Below are 19,013 nucleotides of genomic sequence, written 5' to 3' on the forward strand. Positions count from 1 at the left end.
CTAAACGGGCCGGATTGTTTTCAACCCGGCTCGTTTCACCGATTTAAATCACAAATGACACCAGTTTCTTTTGAAGAATTTCATCCGGGCCTTTGTATTCCAACCTGAAAGAAACGATCGTTCCCGGTCTGCATTGCCGGAGCAATTTAACGGCATCCGGCGAAATCTGATTCCCCGTTCCTCTTTCCGGTCGTGGCGCAGCATTGGTACTCAATTCCCAGGTCAGGATTCTGAATGTCGCATCCAGCGGACTATTCTTGTATCGGGCAAACAAACGGGTTTCTCCCGGAGGAACTTTCCCACCGCTTTCCACCGCTCCGAAAAAGAAGTCCGGATCCGGCAAACGCATCACACGGAAGGGGAAAGACCCCAGCTTCACTCGCTTCTTTGATACGGAATTGACTCCAAAAACATCGATCGTTACCGTTTTTGCACTCCCCGAAACCTTGGCAATGTGCCGATTACCCGATTTGATCAGCGTGACACCATTTCCGTCCAAAACCGTTTGATCATAACCGGAAGCTACTCCTTCCACTATGTTGTTGTAGCCTTTGTACAATACATTCAACTGCGGAAGTGACACCGTTCCCTGCGGGCGCATGATTTTGACGGTGTGCGACCAGTTTTCCGTTTTCATCGCCCCGGATTTATTTTTGATCGAAACGGTTCCATTCAAAGTCATTTCGCTTCCTGAACCCGCTTTTACCCTAATGAGTCCTTTCCCTTCCGTACCGAGAAACGAATTTCCGTTGTAGGTTACCGTTGGTTGATTATCCGAATCAAACGCTGCCATCATGACATTCACTTCAATATCGTCTCCGCTGTTTGCCACCGCAGGGCCATAAGCCAACCCAACAATACTGTTGAAGGAAAATTCCCCGACCGTAACTTTATTTTTCAGGTGAGACAATGCCAAAGCACGGGCTGATAAAACGTCTTGCTGCAAGGAAGAAAGCGAAGCCAGAGCCGCCACCAATGGAGAATGATCAAACGTTTGCCCGATCCAATGTACGCCTTCCATATCGTTTTGATTCACGCGTTCCGGCTTGGTCAGGTTCATATAAATCGTTGACAAAATATCTTTATCTCCTTTTTGATTGATTTTAGACGTTTGCAGCATCTGCTCCACTTTTCTCCTCAGGTCAGCATGGTCTTTGAAATCGTTGATTGCTTTGGGAGTAATGGAATAGGATTTCCCGCCTTCCCGGTAAGTTCCCAGTAACTGCACCAATTTTCCACGGAAATCGTTGTAATCTTCCCAGAGTTTCTTTCCCTTTCCGGTTGGTCGTTTGATATCGTCCCCAACCAGGATATACATCGGGATGTCGTACTCGTCCTTTGCGTCCACTGCCATCAGATTCATACGAATCGGTGTGCACCCCACACCTTTCTGCCATAAAATAGTCTTCTGGTCGTTCGGTTTGTACACTTCTGTGTTTTCTCCGGATTCATGGAGGATTTCCAGCTTCAGATCATCAATCTCCCGGATCAGTTTTGCTGAAAAAGCATCCACCTGTTTCATCCGCGAAAGTACATCTTTGAGCTTTCGGAGTTTTTCCTTGTTCTCCTCACCTTTGGTGATTGCTATCTCTCCGGAAACGTCAGAAACCAATTCATTCCCCCTGTCGACCTGCGTGATATTTGATTTTTGAGTGTTTTCCTCAATTGCTACAAATGCATCGAGAATTGTTTTTGACACATTCAATGCCAGAAGTGCTGTCAGTACCAGGTACATCATACCGATCATCTTCTGTCTTGGAGTTTCTTTTCCGCCTGCCATGATTTATATGTTTTAAGGTTATACTTACCGAATGCGGTTCTTTTGATAAGTAACAGGTCGGTTTCAATCCAAATTCGCGAATTCGCAATATTACGAACCTGTACCCGGGTAAATTTCAGGAACGCTCTGAATAACTGGCTCTGATTTATCTCTACTCCAAACAAAAAAGCCCGGAACAACTCCGGGCCTCCAAACGTTTCAATTTACGTTTAAAAATTCCATACATCCTGTTCAAACGTCCGGATCTCTTCAATGATATCCGCAGATTCCAGCAAGGCATCCACCCCCGTTCTGTAACTGTCAATCGAACGGTCAAACACATTACTTTCTTTGTAAACAGTACTCGAGAATCTGCGCTTCCAAAACAAATCATCAAAGCTCATCCACTGTGCATCGTTCTTGTCGTTGTACACATAATAATTCGTCAGCAGATAACGAAAATGTGGGAAATAGATCCAAAACTTCGTTTCCGTCCCGGAAATCATCTTTTTTCCGTCCGGCCCGATTTCTTCTCTGTACACCACCGGTGCAATTCCCATAATCCGGACATCCATCACCGATCTTTCCTTGTCGAAAAACCAATCCTCCTTCAACAAATACTTCACGATATGCTCCGAATCGATCCAGGACGTGTCGCGTGGAGGATAAACAAATTGCGGAATGCCATTGATGACCGCTACCGAATCATCTCCATAAATAGTCGAATAAGGTTTATCTGGTTCCGGCCCTAATTTCCCCAGGTAATAGAAAACCTTGTCGCGAAAAATAGAATCGTTACAATAATTCCCTCCCGATGATGGTGCGATCGGGTATTTGAACTGGTCACCGTCCATGATGGTAAACTGGTATGGATTGTAGGGTGAAAAAATCTTCAATTCACCGTTCATGATATGATGCCGCATGATTGTCCACAAAGACCAACAATTGGCATTCCGGACGTATTGCCCCGATGGAGTATGGAAATCAAACGGATAATACAGCGGATGATTGATCTTTTCTCTCAAATCAATCTCGCGCCAAACGCGTTTACTCCACACCACATCCGCTTCCCGGACGTACTCATACGGAACCGTTTTTTTGGTCAGGATGTTTTCCTTCAGATAGGGGTGATCCAGGATGGGTGATGAAGATAAAAAATCAGTTGACTCGCATTGAGCCAGTACGGCATGTATACTGCCTGTAAACAAGATAAAGGATAAAAGTCTCATGGTTTGGGTTTATCCCATAGCGTAAAACGCGCGACTTGGTTACAGTTGTTATCGAGTTAGTTACAAACAAAAATCCCGGTCTCGCTAAGCGAAACCGGGATTCTCATATTTTTTGATTCAATTAGAAGTTCCAAACATCGTGTTCGAAGTTTCTGATCTCCTCGGTAATTTTTTCAGATTCCATCAAGGCATCCACACCTGTTTTGTAGCTGTCAATCTCACGATCGAACACGTTACTTTCGCGGTAGATGGTACTTGTGAAGCGACGTTGCCAGAACAAGTCATCAAAACTTTGCCATTGCGCGTCGTTCTTTTCGTTATACACGAAGTAATTCGCCAAGATGTAACGGCAATGTGGGAAGTACAACCAAAATTTCTCTTCCATTCCGGTAATTGTCTTTCCTCCTGTCGGAGAAGTTTCCTCTTTGTAAACAACCGGAGCAATTCCCAAAATACGCACATCCAATACAGATCTTTCTTTGTCGAAGAACCAGTCTTCTTTCAAGCGGTATTGAACAATCTGCTCGGAGTCAACCCACATGGTATCCGCTGGCGGATATTTGAAGGTAATTGTTCCGTCAGGAAGCGTAATTTCAATTGGATCTCCGAATTCGTTTGTCAAAGGAACGTCACTCTGAGGACCTAATTTTCCCAAATAATAGAATACTTTGTCCCGGAAAATGGAGTCTGTATAATAATTTCCTCCAGCTGACGGTACAATCGGGTACTTGAACTGGTCACCATCCAACATATCAAACTGATAAGGGTTGTAAGGCGAGAATACTTTCAAGTCTCCATTGATGATATGGTGGCGCAGGATTGTCCACAAAGACCAACGGCTTGTATTTCTTACATACTGTCCGGATGGCGTGTGGTAATCAAACGGTAAATAAATCGGGTGATTCATTTTCTCACGCATATCAATCATACGCCAAACACGATGACTCCAGACTACATCAGCTTCACGTACAAACTCATACGGGATCATCTTTTTCGTAGGGATATGTTCTGTCATATACACCCCGTCAATAACATCCGCCTGAGGAACATTCACCGGTCCACCATTGATTTCCTGAGCATTTGTTACAAATGTTCCGGCTAACAAGGTACTTAATAGAACTAAACGTTTCATGATTGACACTCTATTATTTGTTTTACTCATTAAATGGTAAATACACCACTTTTCTTACGTAGGATTCCATCCGGCCCTTTCACTTGCGTCATGAAGCTGATAGAAGATCCTGGTTTTGCTTGTTTCAATAAACTGATACCGTCTGCGTTCAGTACGTTTCCAGTTCCTTTAGCAGGACGTGGCGCACCAGCAACGTTCAACTCCCATGTTTGAACAGAGAATTCTGCTTTCAACGGGCTATCAGAATAACGTGCGAACAAACGTGTTTCTGCTTTAGAAGCTTTACCACCATCTTCAGTAGCTCCGAAGAACAAGGATGGAGGAGGAAGGTTCATTACACGGAATGTAAATGTTCCTAAAGAAACTGTTTTATTCGTTACAGAGTTTTTACCGGAGATAGAGATCGTAGCAGTTCTTCCTGCTCCACTCACACGACCGATATACTGAGTTCCGGATTTAGACAATGTTACTCCGTTACCGTTCAAAATTGTCTGATCGTAACCAGAAGCAACTCCCTCAACGATGTTGTTGTAACCTTTGTACAATACGTTCAACTCAGGAAGAGATACCGTACCTTGTGGTTTCATGATCTTAATCGTGTGTGTCCAGTTTTCTGTTTTCTTCACACCTGATTTGTTTTTGATAGAAACCGTTCCGTTTAGTACCATTTCAGCACCACCGGAAACTTTTGTTTTCAAAGTACCTTGTCCACCTTCAACTGTGATTGCTCCAGGACCGGTTACTTCCGGCTGGTTGTCAGAGTCAAATGCAGCCATCATCACTTTCAACTCAACTTCGTCACCCGTATTCGCGATAGATGGTCCGTAAGCCAAACCAACAATCTTGTTGAATGAGTACTCTCCAGTTGAAACTTTTGATTTCAAGTGAGCCAAAGCCAAAGCTCTTGCTGACAATACATCCTGCTGCATAGAAGACAAAGATGCCAAAGCAGCTACCAATGGTGAGTGGTCAAATGTTGCACCAATCCAATGAACTCCGTCCACATCGTGAACTTTCATTCTCTCAGGTTTTGTCAACCCGATGTAGATATCCTGCAATACCTGATCATCATCACGGTGATTTGCCTTACTTTGTTTGATCATCTGCTGAACAGACTTAACCAAATCAGCATTTGTTTTAAACGTGTTGATTGCAGTTGGAGTAATTCCGAAGTTGTTCCCTCCGTCGTTGTATGTACCAACTGTTTTTACCATGTCTATACGGTACTGGTTGAAATCAGCCCACAACTGCTTTCCTGAACCAGTTGGTGTTTTGATGTCTTCACCGATAATCGTGTGCATTGGGATATCGTACTGATCTTTCGCTTGTACAGCAGCAAGGTGCATACGAATCGGTTTACAAAAACCTTCTTTTTCCCACAGGATGTGCTCTTCGCTGTCTTTCTTGTACTCTTTCACTGCTTCACCAGCTTTTGTCAAGATGTCCAGCTTGATTTTGTCAATACTTTTCAGCATTTTATCTGATAAGTTATTCACGTCATCCATTTGCTTCAAAATCTTCTGAAGCTTTTGGCGCTTCGCATCATTCTCAGCATTCTTTGGCGTAGTACTCAATTCTTCGTCTACTGCCGATTTAAATCCATCACCACGTTCCATTTGAGCAACATTGGCTTTTTGGATATTTTCTTCAATTGCGACAAAAGCATCCAGGATCTGTGTAGATACGTTCAACGCGAGGAGCGCTGTCAATACCAGGTACATCATCCCGATCATCTTCTGTCTTGGGGTTTCTTTTCCACCTGCCATGACTTCTTAATTTTATTGTTTACTCGTTAGTAATATTCAATTTTAATAAAGTAACTATCGATCAATCGAAATTAATCTCTAGAAATTGTCATAGCTTTCAACATGTTGCCGTAAACTGCATTCAAATCAGTCAGGTTTTTAGACAACATTGCCATATTTTCTTTGTAACGTTTTGTATCTTCAGCTGAATCAGACAAGTTCTTCATCATTTCAGTTACCTGACCCTGGAACTTCTCAGTTGCTTCCAGGTGTGCTGATGAACCTTTCAATTGCAATTCGTATACGTTGTTCAATGCAGCCAGGTTCTTAGAAACTTTTTGCATTTGCTCACCGAATGATTCACCTTCCTGCGTGTTAGATGTCATTCCAGAGATAGAAACAGACGCTCTTTCGTAAGCCTCAGATAAAGAAGATACTTTATCAGATGCTGCTTGTAAAGAAGAAACATAAGAGTCAGTTGCCGCTGCTGCAGATGTTACTCCTTTTAATTGTGCTGCATTTTCTCCTAATTGACGCATTCCATCGCCTAAACGCTCTAGTAATTGTCCGTCAATTTTCGCTTCTTCCAGCATTTTATCCAGGTGTTCTGTAATTCCGGAACCTCCAGAATTTCTTCCTCCTCTTCCTGATCCTGCTACTGGCAATGCATCGTGATCTAAATCATCACTGTGAGCAAAAGCCAATTCCGGGTAAACAAGTTCCCAATTCGGATCCTCATGAATCGGTTCGAACGCCGAGAAAATGAAGATGATAGCCTCAGTACCCAATCCAACAATCAACATTGGACCAGAACCCGGCCAGTGCATGATTTTAAATAAGGCTCCAACGATTACGACTGCCGCACCGAAACCGTATAGTTTCGCCATAAACTTCTTCCATCCTTTACTTCCTGGTTTCATAGTTTTCTTTGTTTTTTAGGTTTAACCAAATTTTATTGTTTTGTAATTGTTTGTTGTTTATTCCTAGCGAAGTTGGATATCGCTACGAATTTCCTCGCCACCTTCTTTGGAGAAGTCACGTCCACCACGTCCTAAGTGTGTTGCCACGTTTCGGAATCCAATGTACGATTTAGCCGTATCTTGATACTCGTATGTACGAGTTGAAGTTTGCAAATAATAACCTACGTCTTTCCAGGAACCTCCGCGAATTACTTTACGTTTCATTGCCGGTGGATCCCAGTCCATTGCGTCGTATCGGTATTCAGTGTTCAAGTCATGAGAGAACTCATACATAGACTCGTCGTATGCTGTTTCACACCACTCGGAAACGTTTCCTGCCATACAGTACAGACCCCAACCGTTCGGGTTGTAAGAGTAAGCTTTTACTGTGTGGAAACCACCGTCCTCGAAGTAACGACCTCTCATCGGCTTAAAGTTTCCAAGGAAACATCCGCTTTGGTTACGAATGTAAGGACCTCCCCAAGGGTATGGTGAGTTATTCAAGTCACCACGTGCAGCTCTCTCCCATTCTGCTTCTGTAGGCAAACGGAAATCGTTCACGAACAAATCTCCCATTGCCTGAAGCCAGTTGTTCAGCAATTGTGTTCTCCATACAGAGAATGCTTTTGCCTGAACCCAGGTAATACCGATTACAGGGTAATTGTCGTATGCCGGATGCCAGAAGTACATGTTTGTCATCGGATCGTGGAAAGCGTACGTAAAGTCACGTACCCATACCAAGGTATCCGGATACACGTTGATTTCTTCGTCGATGACAAAACGCTGGCGGTTTTCGTGTCCGCGGATCGCGTTGTTTTGTCCTTTTTTGTTGAAGTACCCCATGTCTTTGTCCAAACCTTGAGGCTCTTCCGTAAACGGATGCTGAGGTGTATTCAAATCACGGTGCTCCGGACTGATTTCGTTTCCTTCTTTATCCACACCATTGTGTACGATATCGATACGCCCTCTTTTCGCAGCTTCTCTCAAGTCGATCCAATAGTATTTGAAGTTCAACTTACGTGTATCAAATTCACGGCGCTTATAGAAACGCTCCGGCTGCGGATAGTACATATCAGCAAGCAAAGGCATCAATTCCGGGTCGTCATACGAAAAACGGCGATCCCAGTTCAATGAAAACTGCGCTCTGTTCACGTCACGATCCGAAGGTTCGAATTCAACCATCTCCAATGCACCTTCGTCGAAGTACATATCCGTGTAGTTGATGTAACGGGACGCATCCTCATCATCTTCCAGACCTGTATAAATACGTTCACGAGCCATCGAGTCACGAACCCATTCTACGAACTGGCGGTACTCGTTATTCGTGATTTCAGTCTGGTCAATGTAAAATGCCTGGACAGAAACCGTTTTTGCACGCGTCTGGTGCAGGAAAGGTACATCCTGGTCATTTTCTCCCATGATGTAAGATCCCGACGGAACATAAACCATCCCAAGAGGGATCTCGGGCTGGTAGACTTTACGCCCCAAGGCACCGGTAAGGTGTCCGCTACGCGTGCTACACGAGGCTATCAAAGCCCCAATTAAACCGATAAACAACAGTTTTTTCATTCTAGTTCAATTTTACAGTTCCGGATTTATCGTTAACATTCTACAGGATCAATTTTGCGATATAACGGAATCGAATAAAAAATGGTTACAAAGATTCTTAATTTTTTTTTGATTTTACAACCATCTTGGATTTTTTGCTTTCGTAATTGGTATAATTGGAATATAACAGAACTTAAGCGCAATCTCGTGTGTACCATTCGAAATCTTTGATAATCTTCCGATTGTGATGTCGTAAGAGTATCCAACCCACATAAACATACGGGCTCTTTGTTGTTTGATATCGAACGGTCTGTAACCTACCAAAACAGAAACAGCGTCACTATTTCGGAAAGCCAATCCTCCGTAAAGGAACCCTTTGTAGATATAACGTGCATTGATGTTTCCGGAATATTTTTTCATATCCGTTTCCATCATTGCCTGCACATCGATATCACCAGGCCCGATATTTTTAAATGTGTAACCACCCATTACGTAGTAGTGTCTTGCCAAATCGTATTTCACAGTACCTGTACCGGAACCGCTCACAGAACTTGTCAAACCAAGAGCAGATGCCTGCAGGTGAGTGGATGACAATCCAGCGTACCAGTTTTGAGCACGGTAGTACAATCCGAAGTTTACATCAAATGTAATCGCGCTGCTCGCACCAGGAAAAGTAGGGTCAACCTGAGTTTGAGGACCAATCCAAACCGGATTCATCCCAAAATTCACCATACCAACACCCAAACCGATGCCCAATTGTCCGTCACCCAATTGCAGGTGGTGGGAGTAATTCAGCATCACGTTGTTTTGTCTGTTAAAACCGATCGCATCATGTGTGAAATTCAATCCGAAACCCCCTGTCCATTTACCAAGGCTTTCCATGTTTGCTTCCGCATTGAACACCACTGAGTTCGGCGCTCCATTTACTTTATCCCATTGATTACGGTAAATGAGGTTACCGCATATTCCTTCTTCGATACCAGTGGCGCCCGGGTTGATGGCGAACTTATTGTAAATAAAATGTGTTAATGCGATATCTTGCTGAGCAGTAGCTCCAAAAGAACATAACACAAACGCTGATAAGATTCGTAACGTTTTATTCATATTGTTGGGTCCTATTATGGTTTTAACGTGCTTGACTTTTAACAAAAATTAGCCAATTGGCGACTAAAATAAGTATTTTTTAGAACAAACAAAATTTTTTAGTGCAATCAATCCATCTTTTCCACAATCAAATGTTGAAGAGATAAATATTTAACACACAACTCCTCTTACGGAACAAGAAATAAAAGGTTACCCCAGCTTCTGGTATGTTTTCCACCACAGGTTCGGAATATCACCATTCAATGCATTGGTATACTGCGATTTGTCGCACGGAACCATGTGATGTCTTTCATACCTTACACCTGCCTTCGGAGGGTATGGAACCTCCATCCACCAGCGCTCGGAACGGTTGCTCCGGTAAAAAACAAGATCGTGGTTAATTTCGTCCAGGAAGACCGTAAATTTGGTGTAATCTTTTTTAGTTCCAATCGGAAAATCACCTACCCGTTGCGAATATCCGTCCATGAAATACCAGATGATCTGACCGACCTCAGCATGGGCACTTTCGGCAATTTCTCCGGGAAGCAGGTTGAACAGCCCCACAGAAGTCATTTTATCCGAAATACCGGCGTATTTAGCGATCTGGCAGATGTCCTGGTTGTCGAGTCCGTTAGGTTGTGAAAAATGCGTCCCTTTAAAATCAGATGCTTTAATCGCCTGCAGGTCGATACTTAATAAATCGGTGTTTCGAAGCAGCGGCTCAGCAATCTTAAAATCAGCTTTGAATTCTCCCAGGCGAACAGCATCGAAGAACAGCTTATCAAACAGGTCGATCTCGGAAGATTTCACCAAAGGTGTTTGATATCCGACCACAGAAAGATTGAACAAATAGCATGGCCGGTGCATCAACAGTTTGCTCACATACGCATCTTTCCCGATCGGAAGTTCCGGATCTCCCAAATCCAGCTTCGCATCCACATTCAGCACATTGATGAGCTGTTCCAGTTCTTCGTATCCCTGGTACATGGCGTAGGTCAGATCCTGCGTTCCACCGATAACAACCGGCACAACGGATTTCTTCACCAACTCCGCAACGACTTGTCTCAATGCGAAATATGTATCCTCTACCCGTTCTCCGGGCATCAGGTTTCCAAGGTCGTAGATTTTAAATTTCCAGTAAGCCCCGGGGAAATACGAATCCAGGTATCCGCGAAAACGGTCGTCTGTTTCGTTGTGGAGCTCCGGCATGCCATTGCGGAATTCAGGAACATATATCAGCGCAATTCCGGGCTGATCGATTTCAGGAAAACCTGAATCATCGTGGCGCACAATTAATTCCCCGATCGATTCTGCAAACGGGTTCTCCGGTGCTGGAAGCGGACTGAAATAAATAGATAAATCCTTCATTCTAAAATGACTTTCCTGCAAAAATAAGTGATTGACAGATGCCTGTGCAGAAAGCTCTGCAGAAGAATAAAGAGTAGAAAGTTAATAACTCTGGTTAATTCAAAAATGATCAAGTCAAAATTCAAAAAACACCATCAACCAACCCTTTTTGAATTTTGCATTTTGAATTTTCGGTCTTGACAGAACAACTACTACTTTTTCTTCGCTGGTGCTTTCTTTGCCGGTGCTTTTCTCGCTGCAGGTTTCGCTGCCGCTCTTGCCCCCGGCTTTTTCTTCGGTGCGTTTGCCGGATCGTTCGCAATTGCCAGACATTCTTCCAGGGTCAGCGTAGCAGCCTCTGTTCCTTTCGGAAGTTTGAAGTTGTCTTTCCCGATTTTCAGGTAAGCTCCGTAACGGCCATTCAGCAACTGCACATCTTCGCGCTCCGGGAACGATTTAATCAGCTTATTGGCTTCCACTTCGCGTTTTTCCCGGATCAGTTCAATGGCACGCTCCAAGGTAACAGTCATCGGGTCATCTTCTTTCTTCAACGATACGAAGAGTTTCCCGAGTTGTACATACGGACCGAAACGACCTACGTTTGCTTTCACGTCCTGACCTTCAAACTCCCCGATTGAACGCGGTAATTTGAACAATTCAAGTGCTTCTTCCAGCGTAATGGTATGAATCGACTGTGTTCCGAGCAGGGATGCAAAACGCGGTTTGTCACCATCCTCCTTCTCATCACCGATCTGGATCATCGGGCCGAAACGGCCGATCCGTGCAATGACTTTTTTATTGGAAACCGGGTCAATTCCCAGTTCGCGTTCTCCGGTAGCACGGTCGGAATGCTCCAGCGTATCTTCTACGTTGTGGTGGAATGGTTTGTAGAAGGAACTCAACATATCCGTCCACTCCATTTTTCCGCGCGCAATCTCATCGAACTGCTCTTCCACTTCTGCCGTGAAGTGATAATCCATAATTCCGCCGAAATGATCGATCAGGAAGTCTGTCACCACCATTCCGATATCGGTCGGGAACAATTTATTTTTTTCTTTTCCGGTAATCTCTTTCTTCGTCTCCTTACTGATCGAAGTACCTTTCAATTCCAGCACCTGGTACGGACGCTCTTCGCCCTCGCGTTCTTGTTTCTCTACGTACCCTCTCTTCTGGATTGTTGAAATAGTCGGTGCATACGTAGATGGACGCCCGATTCCAAGTTCTTCCAGTTTTTTCACAAGAGAGGCTTCAACATATCGTGCCGCAGGACGCGTGAAACGCTGCGTTGCACGAATAAAATCGCGATCCAAAGATTCTCCTATCTGAACTGCAGGCAACAATCCTTCCGTTTCGTTGTCTTCGTCTTCATCCAGGTTTGTTTCCAGGTATACTTTCAGGAATCCGTCAAATTTGATCACCTCTCCTTTCGCCTGGAATACTTCCGGCAAGTTGGAATTTCCGATCGAAATCGTTGTACGTTCTAATTCTGCGTGACTCATCTGGGAAGCAATCGCCCGTTTCCAGATCAGGTCATACAAACGCACTTCATCACGCTCTCCGCTCGACAATGCGTGCATCGCAAAGTTGGTCGGACGAATTGCCTCGTGCGCCTCCTGTGCGTTGGAACTTTTGTTCGTGTATTTGGTCGGATGGGAATATTCTTTCCCGTAAGCCGAAAAAATTTCATTTTTAGCACCTTCCATCGCCGTTTCCGATAAATTCACGGAATCGGTACGCATATAGGTAATGTGTCCCGCTTCGTATAAACGTTGAGCAACCTGCATGGTTCGTGAAACAGAGAATCCCAGTTTCAGGGAAGCTTCCTGCTGCAATGTGGAAGTCGTAAACGGAGAAGCAGGCGTTTTCTTCGCCGGTTTTTGCTGCACATCCAGTACCTGGAAGTTGACATTGGAGCAATTTTCCAAAAAGGTATTTACTTCCGTATCCGTACCAAAATGTTTCGACACTTCTGCCTTGATACGCTCTTTTCCTTTCAGGAATTCACCTGTTACGCGGAAATAGCTTTCGGCATGAAACTGCTGAATTTCCTTTTCGCGTTCCACAATCAGGCGCACTGCAACCGACTGTACGCGTCCGGCAGACAAACTCGGCCTTACCTTTTTCCACAAAACCGGGGAAAGTTCGAAACCTACCAAACGATCCAGAACACGTCTTGCCTGCTGGGCATCAACCAGGGGTTTGTTGATTTGACGCGGATTCTCGATGGCTTTCAGGATTGCTCCTTTGGTAATTTCGTTGAATGTAATGCGTTTGGTATCTTTTTTTGCCAGTCCAAGGGTCTCATACAAGTGCCAGGAAATAGCTTCTCCCTCACGGTCCTCATCGGTAGCGAGCCAAACCACTTCTGATTCCTTTGCTAACTTTTTCAACTCTGCCACCAGTGCTTTCTTATCCGAACTCACCTCGTATTCCGGTGCAAAATTGTTTTCGATATCGATCGCTAATCCTTTCGATGCTAAATCGCGGACATGTCCGAAACTTGATTTTACAGTAAAGTCTTTTCCTAAATATCCTTCAATGGTCTTCGCCTTTGCAGGTGACTCCACTATGACTAAATTCTTACTCATAATACCCCTTTTGTAGCTCGAAACGATTCGAATCGATGCAAATATAACCCGTTTTAAAAACAAAAAACAAGATATTCGGGCGTGAAAAAAACGAAAGTATTCCTTAAACTATCGTTTATCATTTTCAGAATTCCCGATTTTCCGAATGAAAAACACCGGTGATAATCGCTCAGGAGAGTGTAACAGCACACTCCCACAAACTCCACAAATCAAGCTCTAAAACGTACTTCACAGAGCTATGACTGCATAGTTTTTCCCGGGCCTTATGCGGTCGAATCATTTTACGCTGATTTCGCTGGTCACCCCAGATGGTGCAATACCTTTTGAATCTATTTTACACAACGAATCTTTGCGTTCTTTGTACCTTTTTGGTTTATTGATCTACAAACAGCGATGTACCCGCTGTGGTTCTAAAACAAAAAACATTTCAAAAAATTAACACAGAAGACAACATGACATTTTGACATATCTGTCATAAAACCTATTTTTGCACTCTTATAAAATTCAAGCATGTTAGAGAATCACGGTTTAAATAAAGTCATTGACGAGAGCAGACAGGGAGAAGCAATCATTTTAGAAGGCGGAACCGGCTCCAAAAAACTTTACGTGGAAAGTTACGGTTGTCAGATGAACTTCAGCGATAGTGAGGTAGTTGCTTCTATTATGGCAAAAGAAGGATATACGACAACACGAAACATTGACGAAGCAGACGTGGTTCTGATCAACACCTGCTCCATTCGTGAAAACGCAGAAACGCGTGTTCGTAACCGCTTGGGCGAATTTAAAAAGCGCAAGGAAGACCAGCCGAATTTAGTGGTTGGAATCCTGGGATGCATGGCGGAGCGCCTGAAGCAATCCCTCCTGGACGAAGAACACCTCGTTGATCTCGTTGCCGGGCCGGATGCTTACCGCGATTTGCCAAACCTGGTTGACGAAGTAGGAACCGGGCAACGTGCCGTAAACGTATTGCTTTCCCGGGAGGAAACCTATGCAGATATTTCACCGGTTCGGATGGATCAGGGCGGAGTGAGCGCATTCGTAACCATTACGCGTGGTTGTGACAACATGTGTTCCTTCTGTGTGGTTCCGTTTACCCGAGGACGTGAGCGTTCCCGTGATCCGAGAACCATTGTTCAGGAATGTACCGACTTATTTGCAAACGGATACCGCGAAGTAACCCTTTTAGGGCAAAACGTTGACAGCTACCGCTGGAATATGAGCAGCAAAGGTGTAATTAAAGACGAATCCATTCCGACAACCAATTTTGCCCAATTGATGGCAATGGTTGCCGAGATTCACCCGGATCTGCGTGTACGCTTCTCCACTTCCCACCCGAAAGACATGACGGACGATGTACTGGAAGTCATGGCGAAATACGAAAACATTTGTCCGTACATCCACTTGCCGGTTCAATCCGGGAACTCCAATGTCCTGGAGCGCATGAACAGAGGGTATTCCCGTGAGTGGTACCTCGATCGCATTGCAGCTATCAAGCGCATCATTCCTGACTGTGCCATTTCAACGGATATCATCACCGGGTTTTGCGGAGAAACAGAAGAAGAACACCAGGAAACAGTTTCTCTCATGAGAGAAGTAGCATACGATTTCGCCTACATGTTCAAATACTCGGAAAGACCGAAAACATTGGCTGAACGCAAATTCAAAGACGACGTTCCGGACGATGTGAAAGGACGACGTCTCGAAGAAATCATTGCCCTGCAGCTGGAAAGTTCTGCGGCAGCCCACAAAAGACAAATCGGTAAAATCTCCAAAGTATTGGTGGAAGGCCCGTCTAAACGTTCTGAGGAACATTTCTGCGGCCGCGACGGAAGAAATTCCATGGTCGTTTTCCCGAAAGGAAATGCCAAGAAAGGTGAATACGTGATGGTGAAAATCACGGATTGCACTTCTGCAACACTGATCGGAGAATTGGTTACTAACGAAAATTAATCCCGCCACATGAGCACCATGTCACTTCAACAAATCAAACAGCGGTTCGGAATCATCGGGAATGCTCCCCAGCTCAACCGCGCGTTGGAAGTTGCTATGCAGGTGGCGCCAACAGACATTTCGGTGTTGGTAACGGGTGAAAGCGGAACCGGGAAAGAAATCATTCCGCAGGTGATTCACCAACTGAGCACCCGGAAACACAACGAATACATTGCCGTAAACTGCGGAGCGATCCCGGAAGGAACCATTGATTCGGAATTATTCGGTCACGAAAAAGGTTCATTTACCGGGGCAACCGGAAGCAGACAAGGATATTTTGAGGTTGCTGACGGAGGAACTATTTTCCTCGATGAAGTAGCCGAACTCCCGATGCAGACCCAGGTGCGCCTGCTGCGTGTATTGGAAACCGGCGAATTTATCCGCGTTGGTTCGTCCAAAGTGATCAAAACCAACGTACGCGTGGTTGCTGCAACGAATGAAAACATGCAGCGCGCCATCCAATCCGGGAAATTCCGGGAAGATTTGCTCTACCGTTTGAGTACCGTTCCGATTTCGCTTCCGCCGTTGCGCCAGCGCCAGGACGATATTTACCTGCTGTTCCGCAAGTTTGCAAGCGATTTTGCTGAAAAATACCGCATGCCGGCTGTCAAACTGACTCCCGATGCCGTTGAAATACTGAATGCATACCATTGGCCGGGAAACATCCGTCAGCTGAAGAACCTGGTAGAGCAAATTTCGGTGATTGAACAGGAGCGCGACATTGACGGTCCGCGTTTGCAATCCTACCTGCCTCAGGCAGAAGAATTTTTCCCGGCAGTTGTCGGAGTTCAGGAAACCAAAATCGACGAACGCGAATTGATGTACAAATTCCTGTTCGACATGAAAAACGACCTGAATGAATTGAAAAAACTGGTTGTCGAACTATTGAATAACCAGGGAGATTTCAACCTGTCGCACGACCAGGCTGCCGTTGTAAACCGGTTGTATCACGATATTAACCTGGGAGAACAGCGCATGCTTCCTCCTGCTCCGATCAAGGCGGAGCCGGTTAAACCGGTTGTTTTTGATCCGGACACTTACCGGGAGCCGGAAACAGAAGATTACGAATTACATGAAGAGGTACAGGAATCCCTGTCGCTTGAAGACCGCGAAAAAGAACTGATCCAGAAAGCATTGGACAAACATCGCGGACGACGAAAATACGCGGCAGAAGAACTCGGAATTTCGGAACGAACTTTGTATCGCAAAATCAAAGAATACGATATTCAAGGATGAAACACCTCGCATTGATAACACTTTTGCTGTTCGGTCTCACCAGTTGCTGGCCGAAAGCATTCATGAACCCGATCGACAATTCCATGCCTGAAGAATGGAAAAGATTCTTCATTACGCCATTGGAATTAAACGCAACAACCGCACCATCGAATTACCCCGCCAATCTTTCCGAAAGCATGCGGAGCGGAATTCAGAACAATACCCGTTTGAAACTGGCTTCCACACTGGATGAAGCTCAGGTAAAAATCAGCGGAATTGTTTCCGGCTACAGCACTTCTCCCATTGCCATTCAGCAGGGAGACCTTGCAGCCAAGAACCGCTTAACCGTTTCGGTTAATTTCACTATTATTACACCTACCAAGGGGCTGGAAAAAATGGAATTCACCAGTTCGCGCTTTGCCGATTACGAATCCAATGAACAGTTGGTCGACGTCGAATCGCGTTTACTGGAATCCATCAACCAGCAGGTGGTGCAGGATGTGGTCAACAAACTTCTATCGAACTGGTAATGCTGAATGCAGAACAAATAGCAGAATTTATCAAACGTCCGGAACTGATGCGTTCCGAGGATGTGGAAGTTCTCCGGGAATTATCGGAGAAACATCCCTATTCTTCCGTTTATGCACTGTTGTATCTGCAGGGAGTTTCCCGTTTTCAGTCCATTCACCTGGATGATGTGCTTCCGAAGCAGGCTTATAAATTGTCCGACAGAACGCGTTTGTTTCATTTGCTGCACAAAGCATTTGAAGGTGAAGCACTGATCGAAACCTCGGAAGAAGTGATCTCCGAAACAGAAAATCCGGTTATTATCCCGGAGCCTGTCGTTGTCTCTGAGCCAATCATTGAACCGGAAGAATCTTCAGAAGAAGAACCAACGGAAGCATTCGTTTTGGAAGTACCTGAACCTGAGGAACCGGTTTCAGAAGTGACCGAAGACATGCAAACCTTTGCGGAAATCGACACCGATCCGGTACAAGAAGAAGTTTTGCTTCTGAAAACGGAGGAAGCATCTGACCAAAAGGAAGAAAACCCGGAAAAAAGTGAATCGGAAGATACGGTATTCGATTTCGAAATGATTTCACAGACCTTGTCGCAAGACTATCTTGAAACTGTTGCCGAACCGACGCCGGAAGAACCAATAGAAGAAACTCCGGAAGAGGAAGAAGAACCATATCTTGAGCCCCATACTCACCTGCATACAGAAGAAGTACAGCCAGCAGAAACACCATCTTCGAAAGATCCTTCAGAGAAACGTTCTTTTACCAACTGGCTGAAATCCGGTCTGCATGAAAGCATTCAGGAAGAAAAACCGGTAGCGGAAGAACCTCAGCAAGAGAAAACAGCGCAAAAAATATCCTCCAAAGACATCATCGATAAGTTCATCGAAACCAACCCGACGATGCCCCGACCGAAGGCTGAATTCTACTCTCCATCGAAGAAAGCAAAGGAAAGTTTGAACGACGAACGAATCCCTGTTTCCGAAACGCTGGCTAAAATCTATGCGGCTCAGGGGAATTTTCCAAAAGCAATTCATGTTTATCATCAATTAAGTTTGGCGTTTCCAGAAAAAAAGAGTTTATTTGCACTCCAAATTGAAGAATTAAAGAAAAAAATTACCTCATAAAATGATAGCATTAATTTCAATTTTACTAGTATTAGCAAGCGTTTTATTAATCGTTGTTGTGTTTGTTCAGAACCCTAAAGGAGGAGGTTTATCTTCTGATTTCGGTGCGGCACAACAGCTTGGGGGAGTGCAGCGTACCAATGATTTCATCGAAAAAGCAACCTGGGTTTTGGCTTCGGTTATTTTGGTGGGAAGTATTGTGATGACGAGCATGATGAAACCTTCCAAACCGAAGGTAGATCCTAAAAAAGAACAAACGGGTGGTCAAGCCGGGGGGCCTGGTCAGCAAGGAGGAACAGCTCCAGCTCAGGGCGCACCTCAGGAATAAGCTTCCGAAAAAAAGATATTCGAATGTCAGTATGTCAGCATACTGACATTTTTTGTTTCTATCCGGACCGGAAAAATGAAAAATTGACACGATCCGTCAATTGGCACAATCTTGGTCTGATTGCGGTGTCAAACTTTTATTAATAAAAAAACAACATATGTCAACAACATTTAAACCTTTAGCAGACAGAGTGCTGATCGAACCGGCACCTGCAGAGCAAGTAACGGCAAGTGGTATCATTATTCCGGACACAGCGAAAGAGAAACCATTGAAAGGAACTGTTATCGCTGTTGGCACTGGAAAAAAAGACGAACCGATGCAGGTAAAAGTAAATGATACTGTTATTTACGGTCAGTATTCCGGTACAGAAATTAAAATCGACGGAAAAGACTACCTGATCATGAAAGAAGGTGATATCTACGGAATCATCGGCTAATTGTTCAATT

General features: G+C 44.6%; 15 protein-coding genes. 6 read left to right on the top strand and 9 right to left on the bottom strand.

Annotated features, from left to right (window positions below; genetic code table 11):
• Positions 1-43: 43 nt before the first annotated feature.
• From ABDV94_RS14720 to topA, 9 genes are all read right to left on the bottom strand, one after another.
• Positions 44-1,780 (bottom strand): hypothetical protein, encoded by a 1,737-nt coding sequence (locus ABDV94_RS14720; RefSeq protein ID WP_343747966.1) that lies wholly within the window; start codon positions 1,778-1,780, stop codon positions 44-46.
• A 209-nt stretch (positions 1,781-1,989) separates the two neighbouring features.
• Complete coding sequence (gene gldN, locus ABDV94_RS14725; RefSeq protein ID WP_343747967.1) at positions 1,990-2,988, bottom strand: gliding motility protein GldN; 999 nt, start codon at positions 2,986-2,988, stop codon at positions 1,990-1,992.
• Between the two features lie 121 nt (positions 2,989-3,109).
• Positions 3,110-4,120, bottom strand: a complete 1,011-nt coding sequence (gldN, locus tag ABDV94_RS14730; protein ID WP_343747968.1) for a gliding motility protein GldN — start codon at positions 4,118-4,120, stop codon at positions 3,110-3,112.
• Positions 4,121-4,149: 29 nt separating this feature from the next.
• Positions 4,150-5,886, bottom strand: a complete 1,737-nt coding sequence (locus ABDV94_RS14735; RefSeq protein WP_343747969.1) for a GldM family protein — start codon at positions 5,884-5,886, stop codon at positions 4,150-4,152.
• A gap of 71 nt (positions 5,887-5,957) precedes the next feature.
• Positions 5,958-6,785, bottom strand: a complete 828-nt coding sequence (gene gldL / locus ABDV94_RS14740; protein ID WP_343747970.1) for a gliding motility protein GldL — start codon at positions 6,783-6,785, stop codon at positions 5,958-5,960.
• Between the two features lie 63 nt (positions 6,786-6,848).
• Complete coding sequence (locus ABDV94_RS14745) at positions 6,849-8,393, bottom strand: SUMF1/EgtB/PvdO family nonheme iron enzyme (RefSeq protein WP_343747971.1); 1,545 nt, start codon at positions 8,391-8,393, stop codon at positions 6,849-6,851.
• A gap of 114 nt (positions 8,394-8,507) precedes the next feature.
• Complete coding sequence (locus ABDV94_RS14750; protein ID WP_343747972.1) at positions 8,508-9,476, bottom strand: type IX secretion system membrane protein PorP/SprF; 969 nt, start codon at positions 9,474-9,476, stop codon at positions 8,508-8,510.
• 189 nt (positions 9,477-9,665) lie between these two features.
• A complete protein-coding gene (locus ABDV94_RS14755) occupies positions 9,666-10,823 on the bottom strand; it encodes a formimidoylglutamase (protein ID WP_343747973.1) in 1,158 nt (385 codons plus the stop codon).
• A 191-nt stretch (positions 10,824-11,014) separates the two neighbouring features.
• Positions 11,015-13,390 (bottom strand): type I DNA topoisomerase, encoded by a 2,376-nt coding sequence (topA, locus tag ABDV94_RS14760; protein ID WP_343747974.1) that lies wholly within the window; start codon positions 13,388-13,390, stop codon positions 11,015-11,017.
• Between the two features lie 510 nt (positions 13,391-13,900).
• Between topA and miaB the strand changes: the two genes are divergently transcribed.
• The 6 genes from miaB (at position 13,901) to ABDV94_RS14790 (ending at position 19,003) form a co-directional block, all read left to right on the top strand.
• Entirely contained in the window at positions 13,901-15,340 is a 1,440-nt protein-coding gene (gene miaB, locus ABDV94_RS14765; protein ID WP_343747975.1) for a tRNA (N6-isopentenyl adenosine(37)-C2)-methylthiotransferase MiaB, read from the top strand.
• Positions 15,341-15,349: 9 nt separating this feature from the next.
• Positions 15,350-16,615, top strand: coding sequence for a sigma-54 dependent transcriptional regulator (locus ABDV94_RS14770; protein WP_343747976.1), 1,266 nt, complete (start codon positions 15,350-15,352; stop codon positions 16,613-16,615).
• Positions 16,612-17,124, top strand: a complete 513-nt coding sequence (gene lptE / locus ABDV94_RS14775) for an LPS assembly lipoprotein LptE (RefSeq protein WP_343747977.1) — start codon at positions 16,612-16,614, stop codon at positions 17,122-17,124. Before ABDV94_RS14770 ends, lptE begins: the two co-directional genes overlap by 4 nt.
• Positions 17,124-18,239 (top strand): hypothetical protein, encoded by a 1,116-nt coding sequence (locus ABDV94_RS14780; RefSeq protein ID WP_343747978.1) that lies wholly within the window; start codon positions 17,124-17,126, stop codon positions 18,237-18,239. Before lptE ends, ABDV94_RS14780 begins: the two co-directional genes overlap by 1 nt.
• 1 nt (position 18,240) lies before the next feature.
• Positions 18,241-18,567: a preprotein translocase subunit SecG gene (gene secG, locus ABDV94_RS14785; protein ID WP_343747979.1), complete on the top strand. Its 327-nt coding sequence runs from the start codon at positions 18,241-18,243 to the stop codon at positions 18,565-18,567.
• Positions 18,568-18,724: 157 nt separating this feature from the next.
• Entirely contained in the window at positions 18,725-19,003 is a 279-nt protein-coding gene (locus tag ABDV94_RS14790) for a co-chaperone GroES (protein WP_343747980.1), read from the top strand.
• Positions 19,004-19,013 lie beyond the last annotated feature (10 nt).

The organism is Fluviicola sp., assembly GCF_039596355.1.
Classification (GTDB): Bacteria; Bacteroidota; Bacteroidia; order Flavobacteriales_D; family Crocinitomicaceae; genus Fluviicola.

Bases quoted from the DNA above. Each gene is read 5' to 3' on its own strand.
- ABDV94_RS14720 (WP_343747966.1), bottom strand. From the start codon at position 1,780: ATGGCAGGCGGAAAAGAAACTCCAAGACAGAAGATGATCGGTATGATG.
- gldN (WP_343747967.1), bottom strand. From the start codon at position 2,988: ATGAGACTTTTATCCTTTATCTTGTTTACAGGCAGTATACATGCCGTA.
- gldN (WP_343747968.1), bottom strand. From the start codon at position 4,120: ATGAAACGTTTAGTTCTATTAAGTACCTTGTTAGCCGGAACATTTGTA.
- ABDV94_RS14735 (WP_343747969.1), bottom strand. From the start codon at position 5,886: ATGGCAGGTGGAAAAGAAACCCCAAGACAGAAGATGATCGGGATGATG.
- gldL (WP_343747970.1), bottom strand. From the start codon at position 6,785: ATGAAACCAGGAAGTAAAGGATGGAAGAAGTTTATGGCGAAACTATAC.
- ABDV94_RS14745 (WP_343747971.1), bottom strand. From the start codon at position 8,393: ATGAAAAAACTGTTGTTTATCGGTTTAATTGGGGCTTTGATAGCCTCG.
- ABDV94_RS14750 (WP_343747972.1), bottom strand. From the start codon at position 9,476: ATGAATAAAACGTTACGAATCTTATCAGCGTTTGTGTTATGTTCTTTT.
- ABDV94_RS14755 (WP_343747973.1), bottom strand. From the start codon at position 10,823: ATGAAGGATTTATCTATTTATTTCAGTCCGCTTCCAGCACCGGAGAAC.
- topA (WP_343747974.1), bottom strand. From the start codon at position 13,390: ATGAGTAAGAATTTAGTCATAGTGGAGTCACCTGCAAAGGCGAAGACC.
- miaB (WP_343747975.1), top strand. From the start codon at position 13,901: ATGTTAGAGAATCACGGTTTAAATAAAGTCATTGACGAGAGCAGACAG.
- ABDV94_RS14770 (WP_343747976.1), top strand. From the start codon at position 15,350: ATGAGCACCATGTCACTTCAACAAATCAAACAGCGGTTCGGAATCATC.
- lptE (WP_343747977.1), top strand. From the start codon at position 16,612: ATGAAACACCTCGCATTGATAACACTTTTGCTGTTCGGTCTCACCAGT.
- ABDV94_RS14780 (WP_343747978.1), top strand. From the start codon at position 17,124: ATGCTGAATGCAGAACAAATAGCAGAATTTATCAAACGTCCGGAACTG.
- secG (WP_343747979.1), top strand. From the start codon at position 18,241: ATGATAGCATTAATTTCAATTTTACTAGTATTAGCAAGCGTTTTATTA.
- ABDV94_RS14790 (WP_343747980.1), top strand. From the start codon at position 18,725: ATGTCAACAACATTTAAACCTTTAGCAGACAGAGTGCTGATCGAACCG.